19 protein-coding genes are annotated in these 22,486 nt (G+C 36.4%); 11 read left to right on the top strand and 8 right to left on the bottom strand.

What is annotated here, in order from left to right; translation table 11 throughout:
* Nucleotides 1–10 precede the first annotated feature (10 nt).
* The 3 genes from FNE73_RS04070 to mnmE all read right to left on the bottom strand — a co-directional run bounded on the left by FNE73_RS04070 (nucleotide 11) and on the right by mnmE (nucleotide 5,781).
* Nucleotides 11–1,702 (bottom strand): sodium:solute symporter family transporter, encoded by a 1,692-nt coding sequence (locus tag FNE73_RS04070; RefSeq protein WP_143883487.1) that lies wholly within the window; start codon nucleotides 1,700–1,702, stop codon nucleotides 11–13.
* A gap of 100 nt (nucleotides 1,703–1,802) precedes the next feature.
* Entirely contained in the window at nucleotides 1,803–4,292 is a 2,490-nt protein-coding gene (locus tag FNE73_RS04065; RefSeq protein ID WP_143883486.1) for a PIG-L family deacetylase, read from the bottom strand.
* Between the two features lie 37 nt (nucleotides 4,293–4,329).
* On the bottom strand, nucleotides 4,330–5,781 hold the full coding sequence (gene mnmE / locus FNE73_RS04060) for a tRNA uridine-5-carboxymethylaminomethyl(34) synthesis GTPase MnmE (RefSeq protein WP_143883485.1): 1,452 nt from the start codon (nucleotides 5,779–5,781) through the stop codon (nucleotides 4,330–4,332).
* A gap of 396 nt (nucleotides 5,782–6,177) precedes the next feature.
* Here mnmE and FNE73_RS04055 point away from each other — a divergent pair, with 396 nt between their 5' ends.
* The gene (locus tag FNE73_RS04055; RefSeq protein WP_228429864.1) at nucleotides 6,178–7,170 is read left to right on the top strand and encodes an IS110 family RNA-guided transposase; all 993 of its coding nucleotides are present in this window, start codon (nucleotides 6,178–6,180) and stop codon (nucleotides 7,168–7,170) included.
* Nucleotides 7,171–7,401: 231 nt separating this feature from the next.
* On the opposite strand, the gene FNE73_RS04050 is transcribed toward FNE73_RS04055, so the two are convergent.
* Complete coding sequence (locus tag FNE73_RS04050; protein ID WP_143883484.1) at nucleotides 7,402–9,171, bottom strand: aminopeptidase P family protein; 1,770 nt, start codon at nucleotides 9,169–9,171, stop codon at nucleotides 7,402–7,404.
* 349 nt (nucleotides 9,172–9,520) lie between these two features.
* On the opposite strand from FNE73_RS04050, the gene FNE73_RS04045 reads away from it, so the two are divergent.
* From FNE73_RS04045 to pruA, 5 genes are all read left to right on the top strand, one after another.
* Nucleotides 9,521–9,958 carry a DUF6526 family protein gene (locus tag FNE73_RS04045; protein WP_143883483.1) on the top strand — a complete coding sequence of 146 codons (438 nt, stop codon included), beginning with the start codon at nucleotides 9,521–9,523 and terminating at the stop codon, nucleotides 9,956–9,958.
* Nucleotides 9,959–10,042: 84 nt separating this feature from the next.
* Complete coding sequence (locus FNE73_RS04040; RefSeq protein WP_143883482.1) at nucleotides 10,043–10,210, top strand: phosphatidate cytidylyltransferase; 168 nt, start codon at nucleotides 10,043–10,045, stop codon at nucleotides 10,208–10,210.
* An 11-nt stretch (nucleotides 10,211–10,221) separates the two neighbouring features.
* Nucleotides 10,222–11,325, top strand: a complete 1,104-nt coding sequence (locus tag FNE73_RS04035; RefSeq protein WP_143883481.1) for a DNA topoisomerase IB — start codon at nucleotides 10,222–10,224, stop codon at nucleotides 11,323–11,325.
* Nucleotides 11,326–11,403: 78 nt separating this feature from the next.
* Nucleotides 11,404–11,802: a hypothetical protein gene (locus FNE73_RS04030; RefSeq protein WP_143883480.1), complete on the top strand. Its 399-nt coding sequence runs from the start codon at nucleotides 11,404–11,406 to the stop codon at nucleotides 11,800–11,802.
* A 91-nt stretch (nucleotides 11,803–11,893) separates the two neighbouring features.
* On the top strand, nucleotides 11,894–13,519 hold the full coding sequence (gene pruA, locus FNE73_RS04025) for an L-glutamate gamma-semialdehyde dehydrogenase (RefSeq protein WP_143883479.1): 1,626 nt from the start codon (nucleotides 11,894–11,896) through the stop codon (nucleotides 13,517–13,519).
* Between the two features lie 146 nt (nucleotides 13,520–13,665).
* Here pruA and FNE73_RS04020 read toward each other — a convergent pair whose 3' ends face one another.
* Both FNE73_RS04020 and FNE73_RS04015 read right to left on the bottom strand, forming a co-directional pair.
* Complete coding sequence (locus tag FNE73_RS04020) at nucleotides 13,666–14,511, bottom strand: ABC transporter permease (RefSeq protein ID WP_143883478.1); 846 nt, start codon at nucleotides 14,509–14,511, stop codon at nucleotides 13,666–13,668.
* Between the two features lie 2 nt (nucleotides 14,512–14,513).
* Nucleotides 14,514–15,416 (bottom strand): ABC transporter ATP-binding protein, encoded by a 903-nt coding sequence (locus tag FNE73_RS04015; protein WP_143883477.1) that lies wholly within the window; start codon nucleotides 15,414–15,416, stop codon nucleotides 14,514–14,516.
* A 288-nt stretch (nucleotides 15,417–15,704) separates the two neighbouring features.
* Between FNE73_RS04015 and hpt the strand changes: the two genes are divergently transcribed.
* The 3 genes from hpt (at nucleotide 15,705) to obgE (ending at nucleotide 18,062) form a co-directional block, all read left to right on the top strand.
* Nucleotides 15,705–16,259, top strand: coding sequence for a hypoxanthine phosphoribosyltransferase (gene hpt / locus FNE73_RS04010; RefSeq protein ID WP_143883476.1), 555 nt, complete (start codon nucleotides 15,705–15,707; stop codon nucleotides 16,257–16,259).
* A gap of 129 nt (nucleotides 16,260–16,388) precedes the next feature.
* On the top strand, nucleotides 16,389–16,967 hold the full coding sequence (locus FNE73_RS04005; protein ID WP_143883475.1) for an adenylate kinase: 579 nt from the start codon (nucleotides 16,389–16,391) through the stop codon (nucleotides 16,965–16,967).
* A gap of 111 nt (nucleotides 16,968–17,078) precedes the next feature.
* Nucleotides 17,079–18,062 carry a GTPase ObgE gene (gene obgE / locus FNE73_RS04000; protein ID WP_143883474.1) on the top strand — a complete coding sequence of 328 codons (984 nt, stop codon included), beginning with the start codon at nucleotides 17,079–17,081 and terminating at the stop codon, nucleotides 18,060–18,062.
* A 65-nt stretch (nucleotides 18,063–18,127) separates the two neighbouring features.
* Here obgE and FNE73_RS03995 read toward each other — a convergent pair whose 3' ends face one another.
* The gene (locus FNE73_RS03995; RefSeq protein ID WP_143883473.1) at nucleotides 18,128–18,859 is read right to left on the bottom strand and encodes a class I SAM-dependent methyltransferase; all 732 of its coding nucleotides are present in this window, start codon (nucleotides 18,857–18,859) and stop codon (nucleotides 18,128–18,130) included.
* Nucleotides 18,860–19,000: 141 nt separating this feature from the next.
* Here FNE73_RS03995 and FNE73_RS03990 point away from each other — a divergent pair, with 141 nt between their 5' ends.
* Together FNE73_RS03990 and FNE73_RS03985 are read left to right on the top strand one after the other, a co-directional pair.
* On the top strand, nucleotides 19,001–19,489 hold the full coding sequence (locus FNE73_RS03990; RefSeq protein ID WP_143883472.1) for a DUF6438 domain-containing protein: 489 nt from the start codon (nucleotides 19,001–19,003) through the stop codon (nucleotides 19,487–19,489).
* A gap of 163 nt (nucleotides 19,490–19,652) precedes the next feature.
* The gene (locus FNE73_RS03985) at nucleotides 19,653–20,921 is read left to right on the top strand and encodes a DEAD/DEAH box helicase (protein ID WP_143883471.1); all 1,269 of its coding nucleotides are present in this window, start codon (nucleotides 19,653–19,655) and stop codon (nucleotides 20,919–20,921) included.
* Between the two features lie 62 nt (nucleotides 20,922–20,983).
* On the opposite strand, the gene FNE73_RS03980 is transcribed toward FNE73_RS03985, so the two are convergent.
* Entirely contained in the window at nucleotides 20,984–22,486 is a 1,503-nt protein-coding gene (locus FNE73_RS03980) for a carboxypeptidase regulatory-like domain-containing protein (protein ID WP_143883470.1), read from the bottom strand.

The raw sequence follows: 22,486 nt of genomic DNA, 5'->3' as shown, positions 1-22,486 counted from the left end.
TGTTATTCCTTTACGAATTTACTGCTTTCGGCTTATAAAACAATAGTCCGATTGCCGAAAATATAATCACTGCCGCTGCACCGATCAAATTGAGCCACAGAAAGGAAACAATATCGAACTGATAAACGGCAATCACCGTAATTTCAGATAAAATGGCAGATATAAATACATTCGCTCCATTGATCTTTTTAAAGTAAAAGGCAACAAGAAAAATTCCCAATATCGGACCGTAGAAAAGAGAACCCAATACATTCACTGCTTCAATAAGAGAACCCATCTGTGTGGCAAACATAGCTACTCCAATGGAGAAAATTCCCCATGCTAAAGTATGTAACCGACTGTATTTTAATTCAGTGGTATCATCCGGAATTTCTTTTTTAAAGATCAGATGAACATCCTTCAAAGAACACGCAGCAAGGGAATTAAGCGCCGCCGAAATAGAGCCCCAACTTGCCAGAAAAATGACAGCAAACAACAACCCGATCATTCCTGCAGGCAACGTATTTTTTACGAAATACAGGAAAATATAATTGGTATCGGTTTTTTCCGCATTATAGTTTGACTGATTGATGGCTTCCTCTACCCTTCCGTGAAGTGCTTTTACCTGAGACTGCGTATTTTTAAAATCCTGAATTTTTGTTTCAAGCTGAGAAGAATTGTTTTGTTTTAACTTTAAAATTTCCTGCGATTCTGCATTAAATTTTGTCTGTAAATCCTGATGTTCTTTTTCGAAAACTACAGCCTGTTCAGGTTTTGTTTCTTTTAAATACTGATAAGAACGTTCGTTGAAATAAATCGGAGCCGGTTTCAGAGAAAAGAACGCAAAAAGCAAAGCACCAATTAAAAGAATGGCAAACTGCATCGGAATTTTAACCAAACCGTTCAGCAGCAAGCCCATTTTTGCGTTGGTATTGTCTTTCGCAGTAATGTATCTTCCAACCTGACTCTGGTCTGTCCCGAAGTAAGACAATGCCAGAAAAAAACCACCAATCAATCCGCTCCAGATGTTGTATTTATCTTTCCAGTCGAATTCTGTGGTGATGACATTCAGCTTTCCGGATTTTCCCGCCAGATAAAGTGCATCTTTAAAACCGATTCCGTTCGGCATATTTTCGATAAGTAAATATCCTGCAAAAGCCATCGTTCCCAGAATAATCAGAAACTGTAGTTTTTGGGTATGCGCAATGGCTTTTGCTCCGCCAACATAAGTGTAAATCATTAAAATTCCGCCTGTTAAGACATTAGTCAGGTAAATATTCCAGTCTAAAACGCTTGATAAGATGATACTCGGCGCGTAAATACTGATTCCTGTCGACAAACCTCTCGAAAAAAGAAAAAGCAGCGAAGTAAGAACCCTTGTTTTCTTATCAAAACGGTTTTCTAAATATTCGTAAGCCGTGTAAACATTCAACCGCTGAAAAATCGGGATGAAAGTAATACATATCACAATCATCGCCAAAGGCAGACCAAAGTAATACTGAACGAAACGCATTCCGTCTGTATAAGCCTGTCCCGGTGCGGAAAGAAAGGTAATGGCACTTGCCTGTGTTGCCATAATACCGATAAGCACAATGTACCACGGCATTTTATTATCTGCTTTCAGATAAGATTCGTTGCTTTTTTGTCCACGCCCGATGAATACGCCGTAAACAACTACTGCAACAAGTGTCACAATAAGAACCGTCCAGTCTATCGTACTCATGCCCAGAATTTAGTAAATAAATAATAAAATACGATCTGAATAACCAATGCAGCTGCTAATAACAGATACAACGTATTCCAATTTTTAAATGGCTTATTCATCAGTTTTTCTGTGCAGATAAAAAGTTTAAAAATAAACGTGCCGCACCTACATTTCCTGCAGGCAACTGTCTGAAAAATGCCAACGGTGTATAAATAAAATTACCCTTTCCGTATTTGGTATATAAAGTAGATCCCTGCAAAGGGGCTTCACCGGTATCATGCATTTCAAAAAGCGGCTCGTATGCAGGATCCCACTGATCCGCAAAATAAGCCCCCCGTTCCTGTACCCAGCCTTTAAAATCTTCTGCGGTAATTTTATTCGGAAAGTTCAGCAGTTTATGATTCGGATTTAAAAATGTAACCTCAGCATTTTCTTCAGTAACGCGTTTACTTGCGGCAATACTGAAATTGTAGATTCCCAGTTGATCGACTGTCGTATCCTGACTGGTGTTATATTGCATCACCAGATTTCCTCCGGCTTTTACATAAGACCATAAAAAAGGCATCCAACGACCTAACTTTTTCTCTGTATTATTGGCTCGAACACCCAAGATAATGGCATCATACTGTGAAAGTTTATTTTGGCTTCCGTTTCCGCTGTAAAAATCTTCATCTTTAAGAACATCAACCTGAATCCCCGCAATGCGCAGAAATTCAGGAATAAAATCTCCTGCCCCTTCTATATATCCTACTTTTTTAACCTTTGTCTGAATATCACCTTTCATTACGGTTACCGTTGCAGGTGCAAAATACTGTAAAGAAGGTAAATGAGGATATTGAATTAATACCTGCTTTTTATTATAAGTAACTCCGTCTGCAACAAAATTAGCCTCCAATTGTAAACGGGACGAATAGAATTTAGCGAGTTCACTTTTTGGAATTATGTAATCAACCGTGAAATCTTTGCCATTGATTGATTTTAAATCGCCTCCGCCTAAGCTTTTTCCGTTAGACATAAGATTGACTTTACCATTACTGAACGGTTTGTCTGAATTAACTTTAAAATTTAAACTCACAGGCAGATCTTCATTATCTTTCGCAAGATAAAGCGGCTGTGTAAATTTCAGTTCCAGAGCAGGAACAATGCGCAAAGGTTCTACCACATCACCTCTTACCGGATCTAATTTCTTGAAAGACAATGGAAGCTTAACCTGAAACTTTTCTGAACCTATTTTTAAATCAAGCAAAACATTCAGAGGTGATTCTGCTTCAGGCAAACCGACTAAAGTATCATTCGGGACAGAAAAAGTTGCCGCATTTACAGCTGGTTTTGCTAACCAGTAAGGTTCTGTGAGCGATGCATCTTCAGGAATCTGAATAGTATGCAGAATGGTAATTAAAGAATCTTTTGAAAGGTTTCTGTTCAAACTTTCAGATTGGTTCAGCCATTTTACTTTTTCTAAAACAACAGGATCTGTAACTCTTGAAATGAGATTTAATCTAAAATTATGACTTTCTCCGGTAACAGCTTCCGCTTTGTTTGTAACCACTTCGCCCATAAATCCTGCACAGCTAAGAATAATGTTGTCAAGAGATTTAATTTTATCCTTTTTTAGGTCTGAATCTTTTAGTGTCATCACTTTTTTTCTCAAACTAAGTAAAAATGGTAAACTCCGTTCCGGATTATTGAAACTGAAGTCTGAAATGATTTTATCTAAAGACTGATCAATGTCTGCATTTCCCTGCGAAGTCCATGTTTTAGTGATACCGTCAAAAAGTGTTGATTTTGCAGGATCTCCGATAACGTGGGAAAAATATTCCGTTTTAATTCCTGCAACAGATTGTGTTCCTGCACCCTGACTTTTATGTAAACTTCTGCTTAATCCTGCCAATTCGCCATATCCCATTCCCAGTTGTGGATCATATTGCCCAACCGTAACTTTAAGTTGATTCTCAGCGGTTGTGTTTACCGAACCAAAACGGAAAGTATTCCACAATACTCTTTTTGGTTGCCATACATTCACATATTTTAGTTGATCTGGGAAAGCAGTTTTATCACCTGCCAACTTAAAAGCTTTTTCCGCAACAACAGCAGAAGCCGCGTGTTGTCCGTGACCTGCCGCAGAAGTCGGAGGAAAACGACAGATAATATCATCAGGACGAAATTTCCGGATCACCCAGACTACATCTGCAATAACAGTGTCTTCGTTCCACTGTTTAAAAGTATCGGTTGTATTTTTTGAGAACCCGAAATCAATTGCTCTGGTAAAAAACTGTTGGGCTCCGTCTAATTTTCTTGCCTCTAAAAGCTCATGGGTTCTGATTAATCCCAATGCAGCACCTTGTTCTGTGCCTAATAAATTCTGACCGCCATCACCTCGTGTTAATGATAAATAAGCTGTTTCCACATTTTGATCGTTGATCAGCCAGGAAAGCAATCCTGTGTTTTCATCATCGGGATGTGCCGCAAGATACAGAACTTTAGGTAAGTGTTTCAGGGTTTTGATTTCACGGTAAATTTCAGATGATTTTGAAGGCCGAACCTGTTGAGCCGAACAAAAAACCGCATAAAAACCAAGAATAAATACAAGGATTGCTTTTTTGAACATTAAATTTGCTTTGCTGACAAATATACGTACGGTAAAATTATTTCCCGATACAAAACTTAGAAAAAATATTCCCTAAAACCTCATCATTCGTAAACTCACCGGAAATTTCGCCGAGATATTCCAAAGCGTAACGAAGTTCGTATGCGAGTAATTCCGTAGAGATACTTCCGGAAATGGCATCTTCCACTTTCTTTACAGATTCCAGAGATCTTTGCAGAGCCTCGTAATGACGCTGATTGGTGATGATGGTATTTTCCTGAGTTTCCAGATTCTGAATATATTCTGAAAGTTCTGATTTCAAAGCTTCAATTCCTGTTTGGTTTTTGGCAGAAATGCCTATGATCTGGGTAGTGTAATCAGGAAAAAGTGCAGATTTCAATGCTTTGTCAAATTCGTTTTCAAAATAACCGTTCTGAAGATCAATTTTATTATGAAGAAGAATGATTTTCAGATCTTTCCGATAAAACTCTTTTATAAAATCAATAACTTCCTGCGGTGTAGAATCTGTCTCATCATACAGATACAGAAGAATTTTGGCACTTTCTATTTTTTCTTTGGCTTTTTTAACACCGATTTCTTCGATCAGATCAGTCGTTTCACGGATTCCCGCCGTATCAATAAAACGGAAAGCTGTTCCTTTGATGTGCAGAACCTCCTCAATAGTATCCCTTGTTGTTCCTGCAATATCCGAAACAATCGCGCGTTCTTCCTTCAGCAAAGTATTCAGCAAAGTAGATTTTCCGGCATTCGGTTTCCCGATGATAGCAACATCTACTCCATTTTTAATGGCATTTCCGTACTGAAAACTGTCTATTAATGAGCGTAATTTTTCTTCAGTTTTTTTGAGCAGTGATTTCAGAGCAGTACGGTCTGCAAATTCCACATCTTCTTCTGCAAAGTCGAGTTCCAGTTCAATGAGAGACGTAAAATTGAGCAAATCTCCCCGTAAAACAGAAATTTCATTAGTGATTCCGCCTTTTAATTGGTTTAAAGCTACTTTTCGGGATGCTTCATTTTCCGAAGCAATCAGATCTGCTATAGATTCCGCCTGCGAAAGATCTATTCTGCCGTTCATAAACGCACGCATGGTAAATTCGCCTGCTTTTGCCATTCTTGCTCCGTTTTTGATGAGTACTTCAAGAATTTTTTTGGCAATATGCGGTGAACCGTGAAAGGAAATCTCCACCGAATTTTCTGTGGTAAAAGTTTTGGGCGCACGAAAAACCGAAACCATCACTTCGTCAATTTGGTTGTTGACTGTTGGTTGTTGGTTGAAATTTTCAGAATCTCGAATCTCAAATCTCGAATCCTTAATCTCATCATCAACAATAAACCCGTAATGTACGGTATGAGAATCGGCTTTTTCAAGATTTTTACCCTGAAAAACTTTGTTTACAATTTCAATAGACTGGTTTCCCGAAACTCTTATAATTCCGATTGCTCCTATTCCGTTGGCTGTTGCCAATGCGCAGATGGTATCCTGATTCATACTGCAAAATTAAGGAATTTTCACCGGCAAACATTTAAAATTAAAGTTACAGATACAGAACAGAACTTAGCCATACTAAATATATTTCTTTTTGGAAGCCGGGAACCTGCTTTCACTACTCGCTTTTTTGCGCCATTTCTTTATCCTTTCTGCAAAAAGAGCTCAGACACGCCGTTCAATGGTAAGTTTGCATTAAACTTCATTGATTATTAAATTAGTTAAAAAAATTAACTAAAAGAAAAGCAGCAGGATAAAGGCAGACGCTTCAATGATACTTAGATATCGTCCCTGATATTATTCCCCTGCTGCTGTTTTCTTCCAAATCCGGATAGAACATTGTTGGTAAAAACTTTTACCATGATGGATCAGAAGAAAACCTCTTTATAAAAAAGATTTATGATGACAAAATTACCAAAAAAAGTGATTGGAGTAGATGTAGGCGCAAAGATTTTAACAATGAGTTTCCAGGATTCTAATAATCAGGATCAGGTTTGTAATATCGAAAACAATCAGCGCTCAATTTTATCATTTTTAAAGAAAATATCGTCAGATGATTATTGTCTGGTTATCGAAGCTACCGGGAATTACAGCAGCAGGATACTTCATCTTTCTTTAGGAAAGCGTTTTGAAACGAGCCTGATCAACTGTATGTCTGTCAAGCATTTTGCAAGGATGAAGAACATCATTGCAAAAACTGACGCCGAAGATGCTAAATTAATCAGACTTTATGGTGAGATGTTCCGTCCAGAGAATTATATTCCAAAAAGTACTGAGATTGAATATTTGGATCAGGAGATTAAGCTTTTGAACGATTTGGAGGAAGAAAAGCGCAGGTATGCAGTAAAGCTAAAAGCGCTTCGTTTTAATCCTTATCTCAATCCCAACACGGAAAAGCATTATGAAAGGCGGCTGAAGCAATTGGAAAAAGAGATTAAAGAAGTAGAGCTCCGTCTTCCACAGCTTCAGGATGAGGAATTTAAAGAAGTAAAGGATTTAATACAAAGTGTGTCCGGAATTGGAGAGAAGACCTCATTACAACTGATGACAGCCACTTCGGGTTTTAAGAATTTTGATTCGGCAAAATCATTGGTCAAATATTTTGGATTGGCTCCCAGGATTTACCAATCGGGCAAGAAATCTTATTCGCCCGGAAAGTGCAGAACATCGAAAACCCATATCAGAAGTCTGCTATATGTATGTTCCTGGACTGCAATGAAACATAATGTTCATTGTAAGGAGCTCTACCTTCGTCTACTGGCAAAAGGCAAACCAAAGAAATTCGCTTTGATCGCTGTTTGCAATAAACTTTTAAGAATCTGCTTTGGTGTAGTGAAAAATAGAATTAAATATCAACAAGATTATCAGAAAAACTTTAAAATTTTAACTTGAAGAATTTGCATATTAACATAGAACATCAGGGCTAACTTCATCCCTAAAAACAAAACAATCACCTTCGAAAAGATGATTGCAAAAATTAATTATACTTTTATTGGGCTTAACGGTGTCAAAAATAGAATCATTTATTCAATAAAACATCAGGTTTTTTTACTGAAAAACACAAAGTTTTCTATTAGAAACACTTCTAATCTCAATTCAACATCAATAGTGATTATTATACCATTACAGAGGACTGACTAAGTCTAAAAACCATTCTCTCACCTCGCCTTCCAGATGCGGAGCAAGTTTTTCCTCGCAGGTTTTATGATAAGCATTCAGCCAGTTGATTTCTTCTCCAGAAAGGATTTCTTTCACAATCGTATCTTTAAAGAACGGACAAATCGTTAAGGTTTCAAACTCATAAAAAATTCCGTTATCTGTTGTTTCAGCTTCTTTTACGGCAATCAGATTTTCGTGACGGATTCCGTATTCGCCTTCTACATAATACCCCGGCTCGTTAGAACAAACCATTCCTGCCAAAAGTTCCTGAGGGTTCATATCCTTTCTGATGTTCTGTGGACCTTCATGTACATTCATAAAGCTTCCGACACCATGTCCGGTTCCGTGATTGTAATCTTTTCCGTTCATCCACAAAGGAAGTCTTGCAATAGCATCAAGCTGTACTCCTTTTGTTCCTTTTGGAAATTTCACCATTGATAAACGGATCATTCCCTGTAAAACCAATGTAGAATTAATTTTAAACTCTTCCGAAACCGCTCCCAATGCCAAAGTTCTTGTTATATCCGTCGTTCCTTCCAGATATTGCCCTCCTGAATCTACCAAAATACTGGCCTCATTGGTTACCTCATTGCTTCCTTCCGGTTTTGCTGAATAGTGAATTACAGCGCCGTTATTTTTATATCCGATAATATTGTTAAAACTTTCACCTACAAAATTTTCTCCTGCAGCACGGAATTCCCGCAGCTTTTCACCAATAGAATATTCATTCATCGTTTCTTTTCCCGCAGTCTGGGTTAGCCAATACAGAAATTTCACCATCGCCACTCCATCTCTCACCATTACTTTTCTGAAACCTTCCAGCTCGGTTTCATTTTTCTGAGCCTTCATAAGATTTCCCGGAGGCGCAGCTTTTATAAATGTATTATCAATTTTCAAGGCTTCAAAAATTGATTGGTTGCTGTTGGGTGAGACTAAAACTTTCTCGTTTTTGTAAGTTTTCAGATGATTGTAAAATTCTTCATAAGGCATCATTTTCACGAAAGATTCATCCAGTTGTTTTCTGGCTTCCACTTCCATTTTTTCAAGTCCGGTAAACAGGATAGCGTCATTTTTAGTAATGATAATATAACCAAGGAACACAGGATTGCTTTCTACATCACTTCCTCTCAGATTTAAGGTCCAGGCTACATCATCAAGGCTGGAAATAACATGCACTGTTGCTTCCATTTCTTCCATTTTCTGGCGAATGGATGAGATTTTATCGGTCACAGATTTGCCTGCCCTTTCTACAGGGTGTACAAAAACAGGATTCTGAGATGGAGTTCCGCGGTCTTTCCAGACTTCCTTTAATAACGGAAGATCTACCAGCTGGATGTTTTTTTCGTTAAATCTGTAATGAAGCATTTCCCAGTTGGCATGAGAAGTTGCCAAAGCATTCACCGCCACTTTTCCTTCAGCCGCAATTTCAGAAATTATCCAGTCAATATAATGAGGAGTTCCTTCCATACCGTCTTTAAAAAGATCAATTCCGGAGCCTGCCAATTCTATAGGAGCCTGCGTGAAGTATCTTCCATCGGTCCACAAACCTGCTTTATCTTTTGTAACTACAACAAAACCAGCCGAACCCATAAAACCTGAAAGCCACGCCCTTTCCTGCCATTCTTCGGGTAAGTATTCACTCATGTGAGGATCTGCCGAATAAACAATAAATGCATCTACATTATTTTTCTGCATTTCTTCCCGAAGCGCAGCTACTCTATCTTTTGAAGTCATTTTATATGATTTAAAAACGGAAAGTTACGGATTTTTAAGATTTGCAGATAAACCTTAAAGTTAAAATATATACAAAGTTTAAGTGTTTTCTGATCCCGGATGCGGAGTCTGACTAAATACCCTATTAAGATTTTCTTTTATTCGGTAAATTTCTTATAACAAAACTGACCATAAATTGCAGATCTAAAATCACTTCCGGCCTATAGTATCCTTCTTCCCACCTCTTCCCTGCTGCAAATCAAAAAAAATTGGAAAGATTCTTGCTATTATAGTTCTGTGTATCGCTGTTACTAAACTACAGACTTTGCACCCGACTAATTCAAACCATATTTTTAAAACAATACAATATATGAACACCCAAAATTATCAGAATCACAGAAAATTCTATCCGGCACATCATTTTATCTATCTTCCGCTTCTGCTGGCATTACAGATTTACGGAATTTATAAATCTCTGCAAAATGATGAAAACCAACTTGTATGGATTTTGTTTTCAGTTATTATTTTTCTGCTGCTGTATTTATCTATTATGGTTCGTCAGCATTATGCTTTAGGATTACAAAACCGCCTGGTAAGACTTGAATTTAAGCAAAGATATTTTGAGATTTATGGTAAAAGATCAGATGAAGCAGAAGAAAATCTAAGCTTCGGACAGATTGCCGCACTGCGTTTTGCTTACGATGATGAATTTAAGGAACTCCTGAATAAAGCTTTAACAGAAAAAATCTCCAGTGATGAAATAAAAAAAGCCATCAAAAACTGGAAAGGAGATTACCACAGAATTTAAATAATTCAAATCAATAAAATCAAATAGATAATAATTATCATACACCAATCAACCTGAAAAATTAAAACAATAAAATATTTACTTATGAAAAAAATAACACTATTCAGTATTACCGTAATGAGTTTAATGCTTTTAACAAGCTGTGAAGCAGTAGAAACTATTTTTAAAGCAGGAATGTGGTGGGGAATCATTCTGGTTGTCGGAGTTATAGGTTTATTACTATGGCTGTTTTCAAGGGGTAGAAACTCTTAACCAAAATTTTTATGGATCAGCCGGAATTAGAGATTATTTCTCATCTGAAGCCTTCAAAGATTATTAAAATTATGAAAGATCCGGTGGCTTCTGCAAAAGCAGTAAACCTTATTTATACTTCTGATGCGGAAACTGCCGGTATTATCCGAAAAAAAAGAGGAAAAAAATTTCAGTATTTTAGGGACGGAGAGAAAATCAAAGACAAGGAAGAGATTGCCAGAATCAACAAGCTGGTGATTCCGCCTGCATGGGAAAATGTGTGGATATGCGCTTTAGACAACGGTCATCTTCAGGCAACCGGTCTGGATGCCAGAAAACGAAAGCAATACCGCTACCACCCTTTATGGAGTGCTTTGAGAAATCACACCAAGTTTTACCGTATGCTTCAGTTTGGCTATGCTCTACCAGAAATGCGCCTTCATCTGGAAAAGGATCTTGCTTTAAGAAATTTTGAGAAAAGAAAAATTTTAGCCTTAATCGTAAGCCTGATGCAGCGTACCAATATTCGTATCGGGAACAGCATCTACGAAAAACTGTACGGATCTTTCGGACTCACAACCCTGAAGGGAAAACATGTGAAAGTTGAAGGGCAGAAAATAAGATTTTCATTTAAAGGAAAAAAAGGAATAATGCATGATGTAAGCCTTAAAAGCAAACGTCTTGCAAAGCTGATTATGAAATGTAAAGAAATCCCCGGCAAAGAGCTTTTTCAATATATTGACAAAGAAGGAAAGAGACATACAATTGATTCCGGAATGGTTAACGAATACATTAAAGAAATCAGTGGTGAAGATTTTACCGCAAAAGATTTCAGAACCTGGTCAGGAACTGTAAATGCGCTTATTGCTTTTAAGGAAATCGGCTATGCCGAAACCAACAAAGAATACAAGAAAAAAGTAAAAGAGGCTCTGGAAATTGTGGCTGAACATCTGGGAAATACAAGTACCGTATGCAGAAAATATTATGTGCATCCTCTGGTCATCAATCTCTATGAAAATAATACAATCAAGAAATATCTTGATGAACTGGAAGTTATTGAAAAAAATGACGACAAAGCAGATCTTACCCATGAAGAAAAACTGGTTCTGAAAATTCTGGAAACAGAGAAGATGTAAGGAAAAATTCTAATATCTAAAATCATAATTACTCCATTATTAATTTTTGATGTATTTTTGGGTGGTAACCATTTTATGATGAACTTTCCAATAATTAATATATCTGCTGAAAAATGGGATGCAGAATATCTGCTTGAATATATTATTTTTGATGAATTTATATATTCTGACAACGAATCAATATTTAACCAATTCTATAGAAATCAACATTTTATTGATTGTGATGGAAATATCTTTATTCCCATTGGAAAATATGAATTGCAAGGAAAATGGAGACACTGGTTACGATTCATTCCCAATGTATGGAAGCGAGAAATTATTTTTCAATCAACCGGAAAAAACTGGTCAGTTGAAAAATTGCGAAAATATTTAATCGACCGCGTTTCAGAATTAGAAAAGGATAAGCATAGTGAAAAATGGCTGTCAGATTTGAGAGCAGCTAAAAATCATTCTGAACTGATAAATGGAAATCAATAATCAATGATAATAGACTATTCGTACTTTATAACATAATAAATTTTAAAATGTTGTAAATTTGTAAAAAAGCAAAAACAAACAATACAACGATATGTCAAAAGCAATTTCGCAAGTACCATTTGCAGTAAATGAGCCGGTAACTTCTTACGAACCGGGATCATCAGAAGTAAAATCACTTCTCGCTACTTACAAAAAAATGTGGTCTGAAAAGATTGAAATCCCAATGATCATTAACGGAAAAGAAGTAACCACAGGTGACAAAGTTCAGTTACAGTCTCCACAGGATCATGCTCACGATTTCGGTTTTTATCACAAAGGAACCATGCAGCATGTGGATGATGCCATCAATGCAGCTTTAGCCGCAAAAAAACAGTGGAATGAGCTTGGATGGGAGCACCGTGCAGCAATTTTCTTAAAAGCAGCAGATCTTTTGGCAGGTCCATATAGAGATATCATCAATGCGGCAACCATGATCGGACAGTCTAAAAATGTTCACCAGACTGAAATTGATGCCGCTTGTGAGTTCATCGACTTCCTAAGATTCAACGTAGAATTTATGACGGAAATGTATTCGGAACAACCGGTTTCTGATGCAGGAATATGGAACAGAGTAGAATACAGACCTTTGGAAGGTTTCTGTTTTGCGGTAACTCCGTTCAACTTTACAGCAATTTCAGGAAATTTACCAACTTGTATGGCAATGCTTGGAAACGTAGTGGTTTGGAAACCTTCTGATAAACAAATCTATTCTGCAAAAGTAATTATGGATGTTTTAATAGAAGCTGGACTTCCTGCAGGGGTAATCAACATGATTTTCACAGACGGAAAAGAAACTGCGGATAAAGTTTTGGCACACAGAGATTTTGCAGGACTTCACTTTACAGGATCTACAAAAGTTTTTCAGGGAATGTGGAAAATGATTGGCGATAATATCCACAATTACAGAACCTATCCACGAATCGTTGGAGAAACAGGTGGAAAAGATTTCGTAATCGCCCATCCGTCTGCAAACGTAGAAGCGGTTGCTACTGCTTTGGTAAGAGGAGCTTTTGAATATCAGGGACAAAAATGTTCCGCAGCTTCAAGAGCTTATATCCCTCAGTCTATTTGGGCTGATGTGAAAAAAGTAATGGAGACTCAGATCTCTTCTATAAAAGTAGGCTCTCCGGAAGACCCATCTAACTTTGTAAACGCTGTAATAGACAAAAATTCTTTCGAAAAATGTAAAGGATATATCGACAGAGCCAATGCTTCAGACGAAGCCGAGGTAATTATCGGCGGTAAATGCGATGATTCTAAAGGCTGGTTCGTGCATCCTACAGTTGTTGAAACCACAAATCCTCAGTATGAAAGTATGGTAGAAGAAATCTTCGGTCCAATTTTATCTGTTTACGTTTATGAAGACGAAAAATGGGCTGAAACTTTACAACTGGTAGATTCTTCTTCTCCTTATTCATTAACCGGTTCTGTTTTTGCGCAGGACAGATATGCTGTGAATGAAGCTTTCAAAGCATTAGAAAATGCATCCGGAAACTTCTACATCAACGACAAACCAACCGGTGCTGTTGTTGGTCAGCAGCCATTTGGAGGAGGAAGAGCATCCGGAACAAATGATAAAGCAGGTTCTAAAATGAATTTACTGAGATGGACTTCAGTAAGATCAATTAAAGAAACTTTTGTTTCGCCTAAAGATTATAAGTATCCATATCTTGGGTAATAAATTATCATTAAAATAATTTAATAAAGCCTCGGAATTTTAATTTCGGGGCTTTTGCTTTAATGATTTCGCTGAAAAAAGGACGAGATAAAAAAAATGACTCCAATAATGGAATCACTTTTTGTTTGAATAATATTGAGAAAATTTTACCAGTCTCTTTTCTTTAAAATCAGATAAGATCCCAAAATGAATAAACCGCACCAAACCAAACAAACAAAAATACTTTCTACAGGATAGGTAAACTCATATTTTAATCCCAATGCTTTAGCCATATTAAGCCTCAACATTGGATTAGGAATTAAACTTGACATACTTTCCAGAGGCAACAATTTGCTAACAAAAAAATCATTCTGAAGAATCTCATTTCGTTCTGCCGCTTGTGTTCCTTTTACTTTCATAAAGGTTTCAAGTCCACCAATGATATTTTCACCTACCCATAAAACAAAAAACGCCAAGAATACAAACATTGATTTTCTCAAAAGTATAGACAGAAACATCAGAAAACAGAAGAAAGTAAATAATTTAAGAAAATAACTTCCTATAAAATAGATTTCTTCGTAGATTAAAGCTGAATCTGTTTTTGTAGAATAATTTAATCCTAAAAATAGCGTAATCCCAAAAACAAGAACGGTGGAAATAATCGTAAAAACAGTAATGGTTAAAAGCTTTGAGCCGATAAACTCTTCTCTGCTAAGACCATCTATTGTGTTTTGCTTGAACATTCTGTTGCTAAATTCCTGACAAATAGAAAATACGATGATAAAACCAAGAAAAATTTTCAGCAATGCCACCGTCCAGGTCGTAAAGTTCCAGATTTCAGGAAAGTTATACACTCCTTCTTTTTTCAGATTAATAGTGCCACCAAACAGTTCAAAATCTGCCAAACCCATAAAAAGGAAGATGATCAGAATAGCAAAATACATCATAGTAAAAACCTTAAACGGCGTATAATTCAGGTTTTTATAATACTCTAATTTTAATAATTTCATCATGATCAGTTATTGTTTTTTACAAGTTCAAGGAATTGATTTTCAAGAGATTTCTTTTTCTTAGCCAGATGAGAAAGGTAAATACCTTTTTCGGCAAGATTTTGATTGAGTGCAGAAGCAGAAATTGAAGCATCATCACGTATATAAGCTTTGATGATATCCCCTTCAGCAGAAACCGAACTAAACCACTGCAAATCTTCCAGCGCACTCAAAAGAACTGTATTCTGGTCTGCCTTTAGTTCAAAAAAGCCCTGATTACTGGTCATTTCATCTACTCTTCCGGAATAAATAGAATTACCTTCTTTCAGAACAATCACATGGCTGCATATTTTTTCTATTTCGTCCAGAAGATGGCTTGCAATAATAATCGTAATTCCCTGCTTTGCAATACTTGCGATGATTTCTCTGATCTGGATAATTCCTTCAGGATCCAAGCCGTTGGTCGGTTCGTCCAAAATCAGAACTTCAGGATTATTCAGCAAAGCTGATGCTATTGCCAAACGCTGCTTCATTCCCAGAGAAAAAGTTTTGAATTTATCTTTTTTTCTTTCTAAAAGCTTAACGGTATTCAGTACTTCATCAATTCTTGATACTGGAGTTCCTTTAATTTCCGCAACAATTTTCAGATTGGTTTCTGCGCTCAGGTAAGGATAAAAATTAGGCTGTTCTATAATCGCACCAATTTTTTTCAGCGTTTCGGGATCAGTTCCTTTTTTACCAAACCAAAACCAGTCGCCGCTTGTAGGATTGATGGTGGAAAGCAGCATTCCGAACGTAGTAGATTTTCCACTTCCGTTAGGACCGAGAAGTCCGTATACATTACCTCTTTCTACATCGAAAGAAATATTGTTTACCACTACTCTTTTGAATTTTTTTGTCAGATTCTTTACTGATAAAACTTTTTCCATGTAAATTGAGTTATATACTAAAAAGTCTCACTTTTGCATTGTTTGTTACAAAAAATGTAAATTATTATCAATATTAAAATATCAAAACATGTTTCAACATAAAATCAAATTATTCTGAATATTTTGATTTGAAGATTATATTTGTATTGAGTAATTCTAAATGAAAGCTTTTTGCTGATTAAATAAGCTTAGCCAAACACTTTACAAGTAATTGTGTAAAAACTGCAATACTAAACGTCCTTATTTTTTAATCAAAAAAATGTAACTTTGCACTCTACGAAAAATTTTATGGAAAGTATTCAAGTACACGACAAAACTTTTGTACCCTATTTAAAGGACGCCGAAATTCAGGAAATCGTAAAAGCAACCGCTTTAAAAATATACGAAGACTACAAAGATGAAACACCGGTTTTCATTGGAGTTTTAAATGGTGTCATCATGTTTTTTTCAGATCTTTTAAAACATTATCCGGGTCCTTGTGAGATTGCATTTATCCAGATGAGTTCTTATGCAGGAACAGAATCTACCGGTATCGTTTACCAGAAAATGGAACTTACCAAGGATGTAAAAGACCGCCACATTATTCTGGTAGAAGATATTGTGGATACAGGAAATACGGTTGAGAGTCTTTTTAAATATTTTAAAGAAACACAGCGTCCGAAATCTGTAAAATTAGCTTCATTTTTATTAAAACCTGAAGTATATAAGAAAGATTTCAAGCTTGATTATATCGGAAAAGAAATTCCGAACAAATTTGTTCTGGGTTACGGATTAGATTATGATGAGCTCGGAAGAAACTTACCGAATTTGTACCAATTGGAAGACGGACAAATCAATCATTAAAACGCTGTTGGCTATTAGCTGATAGCTTTTAGCTTAAAAAAGTGAAATAAATAAGAAATAAATTTAATAATAACTAAATAAAGCTAAAGCAAGAAGCCAACTGCCCATTGCCGGAAGCGAAAGAAAATTATGATAAACATTGTTCTGTTTGGTCCTCCGGGAAGCGGAAAAGGTACACAAGCTCAAAACCTGATTGAGAAATTTAATCTGAAGCAGATTTCAACAGGCGATCTTTTCAGATTCAATATGAAAAATGATACTGAACTTGGAAAACTGGCAAAATCTTATATCGACAAAGGAGAATTGGTTCCGGATCAGGTAACTACAGATATGCTGATTGACGAGATCAGAAAACCTACTGATGCAGCCGGATTTATTTTTGATGGTTATCCGAGAACGGCAGTTCAGACAGAAGCTTTAGAAAAAATTGTAAAAGAAGAACTGAATGATGAGATTGATGTTTGTCTTTCTTTAGTTGTTGAAGATTCAATTTTAGTTGAAAGACTTCTGAAAAGAGGAGAAATCAGCGGAAGATCAGACGACAGCAACGTAGAGATCATCCAAAACAGAATAAAAGAATATTATACAAAAACAGCAGAAGTTGCCGAGTTGTATAAGCAGCAAGGAAAATATGTAGAGATCAACGGTGTCGGAAACATCAATGAAATTTCCGAAAAAATTTTTGCTGAAGTTCAAAAATTTTCATAATTTTTGATTCAATATTCAAATTCAAAAATTAAAATTTTTTGATTCAAGGTTCAAAGTACAAATTCAAGGTTAAAACTTTGAACCTTCAACATTAAACCTTGAATTAAAATTATGTCAAATTTTGTAGATTACGTAAAGATTCATTGTAAAAGCGGTCATGGAGGTGCAGGTTCTGCCCATCTTCGCCGTGAAAAATATATTCCCAAAGGTGGTCCTGATGGCGGAGACGGCGGTAGAGGCGGCCATGTAATCATGAAGGGAAATGCTAATGAATGGACTTTACTTCCTTTACGCTATACCCGTCACGTAAAAGCCGAACGTGGTGAAAACGGAGGAAAAAACCAGTTAACAGGAGCTTACGGAGCCGATGTTTATATTGAGGTTCCGATTGGCACGATCGCTAAAAACGAAGACGGCGAAATCATCGGTGAAATTATGGAAGACGGTCAGGAAATCATTCTGATGGAAGGTGGAATGGGCGGAAAAGGAAATGAACACTTCAAATCCTCTACCAACCAGACTCCCCGATTTGCACAGCCGGGAATGGAAGGCCAGGAAGGCTATGTAGTTTTCGAGCTTAAAATTCTGGCAGATGTAGGATTGGTTGGTTTCCCAAATGCAGGAAAATCTACCCTTTTATCGTCTGTGTCTGCTGCAAAACCTAAAATTGCCAATTATGCATTCACCACTTTAACACCCAATCTGGGTATTGTAGATTACAGAAATTACAAATCTTTTGTAATGGCAGATATTCCGGGAATTATTGAAGGAGCAGCTGAAGGGAAAGGTTTGGGACATCGTTTTTTAAGACATATTGAAAGAAATTCAATCTTATTGTTTCTGATTCCGGCAGATTCTGAAGATCATTTTCAGGAGTTTAAAATTCTGGAAAATGAGCTGAAAGAATACAATCCTGAACTTTTGGATAAAGATTTCATTATTTCAGTTTCCAAATCTGATCTTCTGGACGATGAACTAAAAAAAGAAATATCTGCAGAATTTCCTGAAAACCGAAAACCGCTGTTTTTCTCAGGAGTCACCGGAGAAGGATTGATGGAGCTGAAAGACGCGATCTGGAAAAGACTTCACGGATAAAAATAAATGAGTGATTTCATTTTAAAATTAAATAAAAGTAAAAGGAGAAATATGACATTTCTCCTTTATTTTTTACAGACTATCACAATTTCATTGTTCGCAAACCCTTGATAACTATCCTCTTCCAAAACTTTTACCTCGGTTTTAAATCCTGCATTTTGCAGCCGTTCTTTCAATTCTGAAACCGAATAAATTCTCACGTGATCTTCCTGCCCGAAATGTTTCAGACGATCTTCCGGAGTAACCATACTGTAATCTTCATAGATTTCACCATCCTTAAAAGGTGTCTGAATTAAAGCTGTACCCCCTTTTTTCAGGACACGGTACAATTCGCTCATTGCTTTTTTATCATCAATAATGTGTTCCAGAATATGATAACATACAATGAGATCAAATTTTTCGCTTTCAGAGCTTATGTTCGTTATATCAAACTGATAATCAGAAAGAAATTCATTTTCAAAATCGGTAGGATAATAGAAAATATCATTTCTTTTTTTCCACTTTTTATACAGCATTCTGGAAGGTGAGAAATCCAGAAAAGTCATCCCGGGTTTTAAAAACTCCTGATCTAAAAGCTGATTGAGTCTTCTTGTTCTGGGTAAACTTCCACAAACAGGACAGATAAGCTGACCGTTTTCCAGCACTGCAAATTTTTTAAGACGTGCAGAGCAGATGGTACATTCATGATTTTTCCCCTGATAAAAAGGCTTGAGAAGCTTTCTGAACCTGTCCTCATTCTTGATGAGAATTTCTTGTGGAATGATATTTTTTACAACCGCTTTTACGAAATTATACATGAAATACTTTTTCTGACTTCAAAATAACAAAAATTTATACAAATTCACCCATTTAGAAGGAATCTGCAGACAAAATAATGATCTGGGCAACAACATCTGTTTTTTGGAATAACTATTGGAAGACATTAGAAAAATTTTACAATGAAATATTTATTTGCTATCTGTGCACTTCTTTTTTTGTGTTCTTGCAATTCTCAAAAAATATCAGCAAAATATTCGGAAATTGAATATGAAGCCGGAGCCTGTTTCGGATCTTGTCCGATTTATAAAATGACCATTCAGGGTGATCGAACTGCTGTTCTGGAAGCTGAACATTTTAACTTTTCAAAAGATTTTTCTAAAGGTGAGTTTGATAAACCAAGAGAAGGAACTTTTAAAACAACAATCAAAGAAGAAGATTATCTGAAGCTGGTGAGACTTATTGATGAACTGGAAATCAAAAATCTGCAAGACAAATACGGCACACGAAACGTAACTGATCTGCCAACATCTTATCTTCGAATAAAACCCAGTAATGGCACAGCAAAAACAATTGAAGATTATGGTAAAAGAGGAACCGAAGAACTGATTGTTGTTTATCAGTTTTTTGAAGATTTAAAGCATAATCAGGAATGGCAAAAGATACAGTAACGGGCTTTAATTAATTTACATTATCTTTGCAAAATATTCGGCGGCATTCTCAGCCAGAAAGTAATTGATATTACTTAAAAATTCTGTTACGAAAATTAGCAGATCTGCTAAAAATGATGAAGTAAACTGCTTCGACCGCATTATTTAAATACACATTAAGAATTTGTTATTTACCGACTTAAAATTGATTAAGCCCATCCTGGATGCGCTTCAAAACGAGGGTTATGAAAAACCAACACCCATTCAGGAACAGGCAATACCTTCTATATTAGAACACAGAGATGTTTTGGGAACAGCCCAAACAGGAACAGGAAAAACGGCAGCTTTTGCCATTCCTATCCTTCAGAATCTTACCGAAAGAAAAGCTCCGAAAAACAATCACATAAAAGCATTAATCCTCACGCCTACAAGAGAGCTTGCTATACAGATTGAAGAAAGCTTTAATGCCTACGGAAGAAATCTTCCTCTCAGAAAGCTGGTGATTTTCGGCGGCGTAAAACAGGGCAATCAGGAAGCCGCTTTAAAAAAAGGTGTTGATATTCTGGTAGCAACACCGGGAAGATTACTGGATTTTATCGCACAGGGAATCATCAGCTTAAAAAATCTTGAAATTTTTGTATTGGATGAAGCCGACAGAATGCTGGATATGGGTTTTGTGCACGATGTAAAAAGAATTATCAAACTTTTACCTCAGAAAAGGCAGACTCTTTTTTTCTCTGCAACAATGCCCGGTGAAATTCAGAAACTTGCAGATTCTATACTCAATACGCCGATTAAAGTATCGGTAACACCGATTTCCTCTACTGCTGAAACCATTAAACAATCGGTCTATTTTGTAGAGAAGGAAAATAAGCTGGATTTGCTTACGCACATCTTACAAAATAATATTTCGGATTCTGTACTTGTCTTTTCCAGAACAAAACACGGTGCCGATAAAATTGCAAGAAAACTTCAGCAAAGCAAAATTACGGCAGAAGCCATTCATGGAAACAAATCCCAGAATGCAAGGCAAAATGCTTTGAACAATTTCAAATCCAGGAAAACCAGAATTTTGGTTGCTACCGACATTGCAGCCCGCGGAATTGATATTGATGAATTGAAATACGTCGTAAACTACGAATTGTCTGATGTCGCTGAAACGTATGTTCACAGAATCGGAAGAACCGGGAGAGCCGGAGCAAGAGGAAGCTCTATTTCTTTTGTAGACGGATTGGATCTTTTGAACCTAAAAGATACCGAAAAACTGATCGGGATGAAAATTCCTGTAATAAAAGATCATCCTTTTCATACAGATGATCTGGTAGTACAAAAAAGAGATTCTAACAACAAACCTTTTATACCAAAGCCAAAACCCGCAAATCCTGTTCAGCAAAGGAAAGAAGCCGGTTATAAAAAACCAAAAAACAAGAGTAACTTTTCCCGCAAAAAATAAAATACGAAGTGCCTTCCAAAAACGGAAGGCACTTCTCCTAGAATAGATAAGGTGATTGACTTTTATTCCCAATCGGGCATTTCTGCATTGGTAAAAAGTGTGGTCCTTAGATAGGTATTGTTGTTATAATTAATGGTAATTTTCAAAATATTTTTTGGCGAAATATTATCATTGGAAGTATTGACGAAGATTACTTCCGAATCATTAGGCGAAAATCTGGGATCCAGATCATTGGTTCCATTGGATTTCTGACTTAAATTTGATAAATCTATTTCGGTATTATTTTCAAGATTGTATATAAATATTCTGGAATCTAACTGTCGGTAAGCAACGTCTTCAAACCCTGAAACATCTCTGGTATACAAAAGTTTTTTTCCGTCAATTGAAAAATTGATTCCTCCTGCTCCGCCTGTTACAGAAGATAAAACTGTTTTGATGACATTTCCTGCCATATCTATGATGAAAATCTTAACGCCGTAACCATTCAATCCATTCGTTTTCAAAACTATTTTACTGCCGTCATAGCTCCAGTCACATTCCGAAATGAGGCTTCCGTCTGTCGTAGTATACAATAAGGTAAGACCGGTTCCATCGCTGTTAATTCGGTACAGCTTGTTAAAATTAGCATAGATAAACTGATTTCCGTTGGTATTCCAGGAAAAATCTATTTCCGCATTATTGAAACCTGTTACGGGAAGATTGGTAACTTGTGTAATATCTGAACCGTCCCTCTTTGCCGTAAAAATCTGAAAGTTTCCGCCTACATTTCTCAAAAATGCTATTTTATTGGCATCATTATTCAATCGTGGTCTGAAACTGTTTTGAGACTGTGAAGTAACCGAAAAGTTGTTTCCTGCCTCATCAGTAGATATCAGATAATAATTTCCGTTTGCTTTTTTTGCATAATGAAATCTGTTGTTGGGCGTACTGCTGGTTTTAAATTGCTTTATCTCGCTGTAAACTTTCGGATTGACACCATCAGAAACAACAACCTGCCAAAAATAGGTAACCCCAAACTGAAGATTATTTAATGTATAATTGGTTGCAGAAATATCATTGATGTTTAAAACACTGGTGTTGATGCTGTTTTTAATGATAAGATCATATTTTAAAACATCATCCTGATCCGGATCTGTACAGGTCCAGGTGAGGTTTACGGAAAGTGGCTGATTTTCAGAATTATCTGCCGGCGAAACCAAAACCGGGATTGTAGGAGGCGAGTTGAGGGAATTATCATCTGCCAGTTCAAAAATAATATTAACTGTCTGAGCTTCACTTTTCAGATTGATTCCCTGAAAAGATGCTACATATCCTGAAGCTTCTGCTTTCACAGAATAGTCGCCCAAAGCAACATCGGTAATTTCAAATGTTCCATCAGATTTTGTAAAAAGGCTGCTTGTAGAAGGACTTGTAGATATTTTAGCATTAGCAATTGGCGTATTGGTTCCTTTTGCTACCACAACTCCTTTTATAGTGCCTTTGAGTTCTTTTTCAACCAGATCTTCGCTACATCCAACGAAGAACAAGAATATAATTGATGATAAGAATAGATTAAAAGTTTTCAT

It is taken from the genome of Chryseobacterium binzhouense, from assembly GCF_007474545.1.
In the GTDB taxonomy this organism is placed as follows: domain Bacteria; phylum Bacteroidota; class Bacteroidia; order Flavobacteriales; family Weeksellaceae; genus Chryseobacterium; species Chryseobacterium binzhouense.
The sequence above is the reverse complement of the archived record's forward strand: the minus strand, read 5'-3'. Positions and strand labels throughout refer to the sequence as shown.

Bases quoted from the DNA above. Each gene is read 5' to 3' on its own strand.
- FNE73_RS03990 (WP_143883472.1), top strand. From the start codon at position 19,001: ATGAAATATTTATTTGCTATCTGTGCACTTCTTTTTTTGTGTTCTTGC.
- obgE (WP_143883474.1), top strand. From the start codon at position 17,079: ATGTCAAATTTTGTAGATTACGTAAAGATTCATTGTAAAAGCGGTCAT.
- FNE73_RS04045 (WP_143883483.1), top strand. From the start codon at position 9,521: ATGAACACCCAAAATTATCAGAATCACAGAAAATTCTATCCGGCACAT.
- FNE73_RS04055 (WP_228429864.1), top strand. From the start codon at position 6,178: ATGATGACAAAATTACCAAAAAAAGTGATTGGAGTAGATGTAGGCGCA.
- FNE73_RS04035 (WP_143883481.1), top strand. From the start codon at position 10,222: ATGGATCAGCCGGAATTAGAGATTATTTCTCATCTGAAGCCTTCAAAG.
- FNE73_RS04020 (WP_143883478.1), bottom strand. From the start codon at position 14,511: ATGATGAAATTATTAAAATTAGAGTATTATAAAAACCTGAATTATACG.
- FNE73_RS04065 (WP_143883486.1), bottom strand. From the start codon at position 4,292: ATGTTCAAAAAAGCAATCCTTGTATTTATTCTTGGTTTTTATGCGGTT.
- pruA (WP_143883479.1), top strand. From the start codon at position 11,894: ATGTCAAAAGCAATTTCGCAAGTACCATTTGCAGTAAATGAGCCGGTA.
- FNE73_RS04005 (WP_143883475.1), top strand. From the start codon at position 16,389: ATGATAAACATTGTTCTGTTTGGTCCTCCGGGAAGCGGAAAAGGTACA.
- mnmE (WP_143883485.1), bottom strand. From the start codon at position 5,781: ATGAATCAGGATACCATCTGCGCATTGGCAACAGCCAACGGAATAGGA.
- hpt (WP_143883476.1), top strand. From the start codon at position 15,705: ATGGAAAGTATTCAAGTACACGACAAAACTTTTGTACCCTATTTAAAG.
- FNE73_RS04050 (WP_143883484.1), bottom strand. From the start codon at position 9,171: ATGACTTCAAAAGATAGAGTAGCTGCGCTTCGGGAAGAAATGCAGAAA.
- FNE73_RS04030 (WP_143883480.1), top strand. From the start codon at position 11,404: ATGAACTTTCCAATAATTAATATATCTGCTGAAAAATGGGATGCAGAA.
- FNE73_RS04070 (WP_143883487.1), bottom strand. From the start codon at position 1,702: ATGAGTACGATAGACTGGACGGTTCTTATTGTGACACTTGTTGCAGTA.
- FNE73_RS03995 (WP_143883473.1), bottom strand. From the start codon at position 18,859: ATGTATAATTTCGTAAAAGCGGTTGTAAAAAATATCATTCCACAAGAA.
- FNE73_RS03980 (WP_143883470.1), bottom strand. From the start codon at position 22,486: ATGAAAACTTTTAATCTATTCTTATCATCAATTATATTCTTGTTCTTC.
- FNE73_RS04040 (WP_143883482.1), top strand. From the start codon at position 10,043: ATGAAAAAAATAACACTATTCAGTATTACCGTAATGAGTTTAATGCTT.
- FNE73_RS04015 (WP_143883477.1), bottom strand. From the start codon at position 15,416: ATGGAAAAAGTTTTATCAGTAAAGAATCTGACAAAAAAATTCAAAAGA.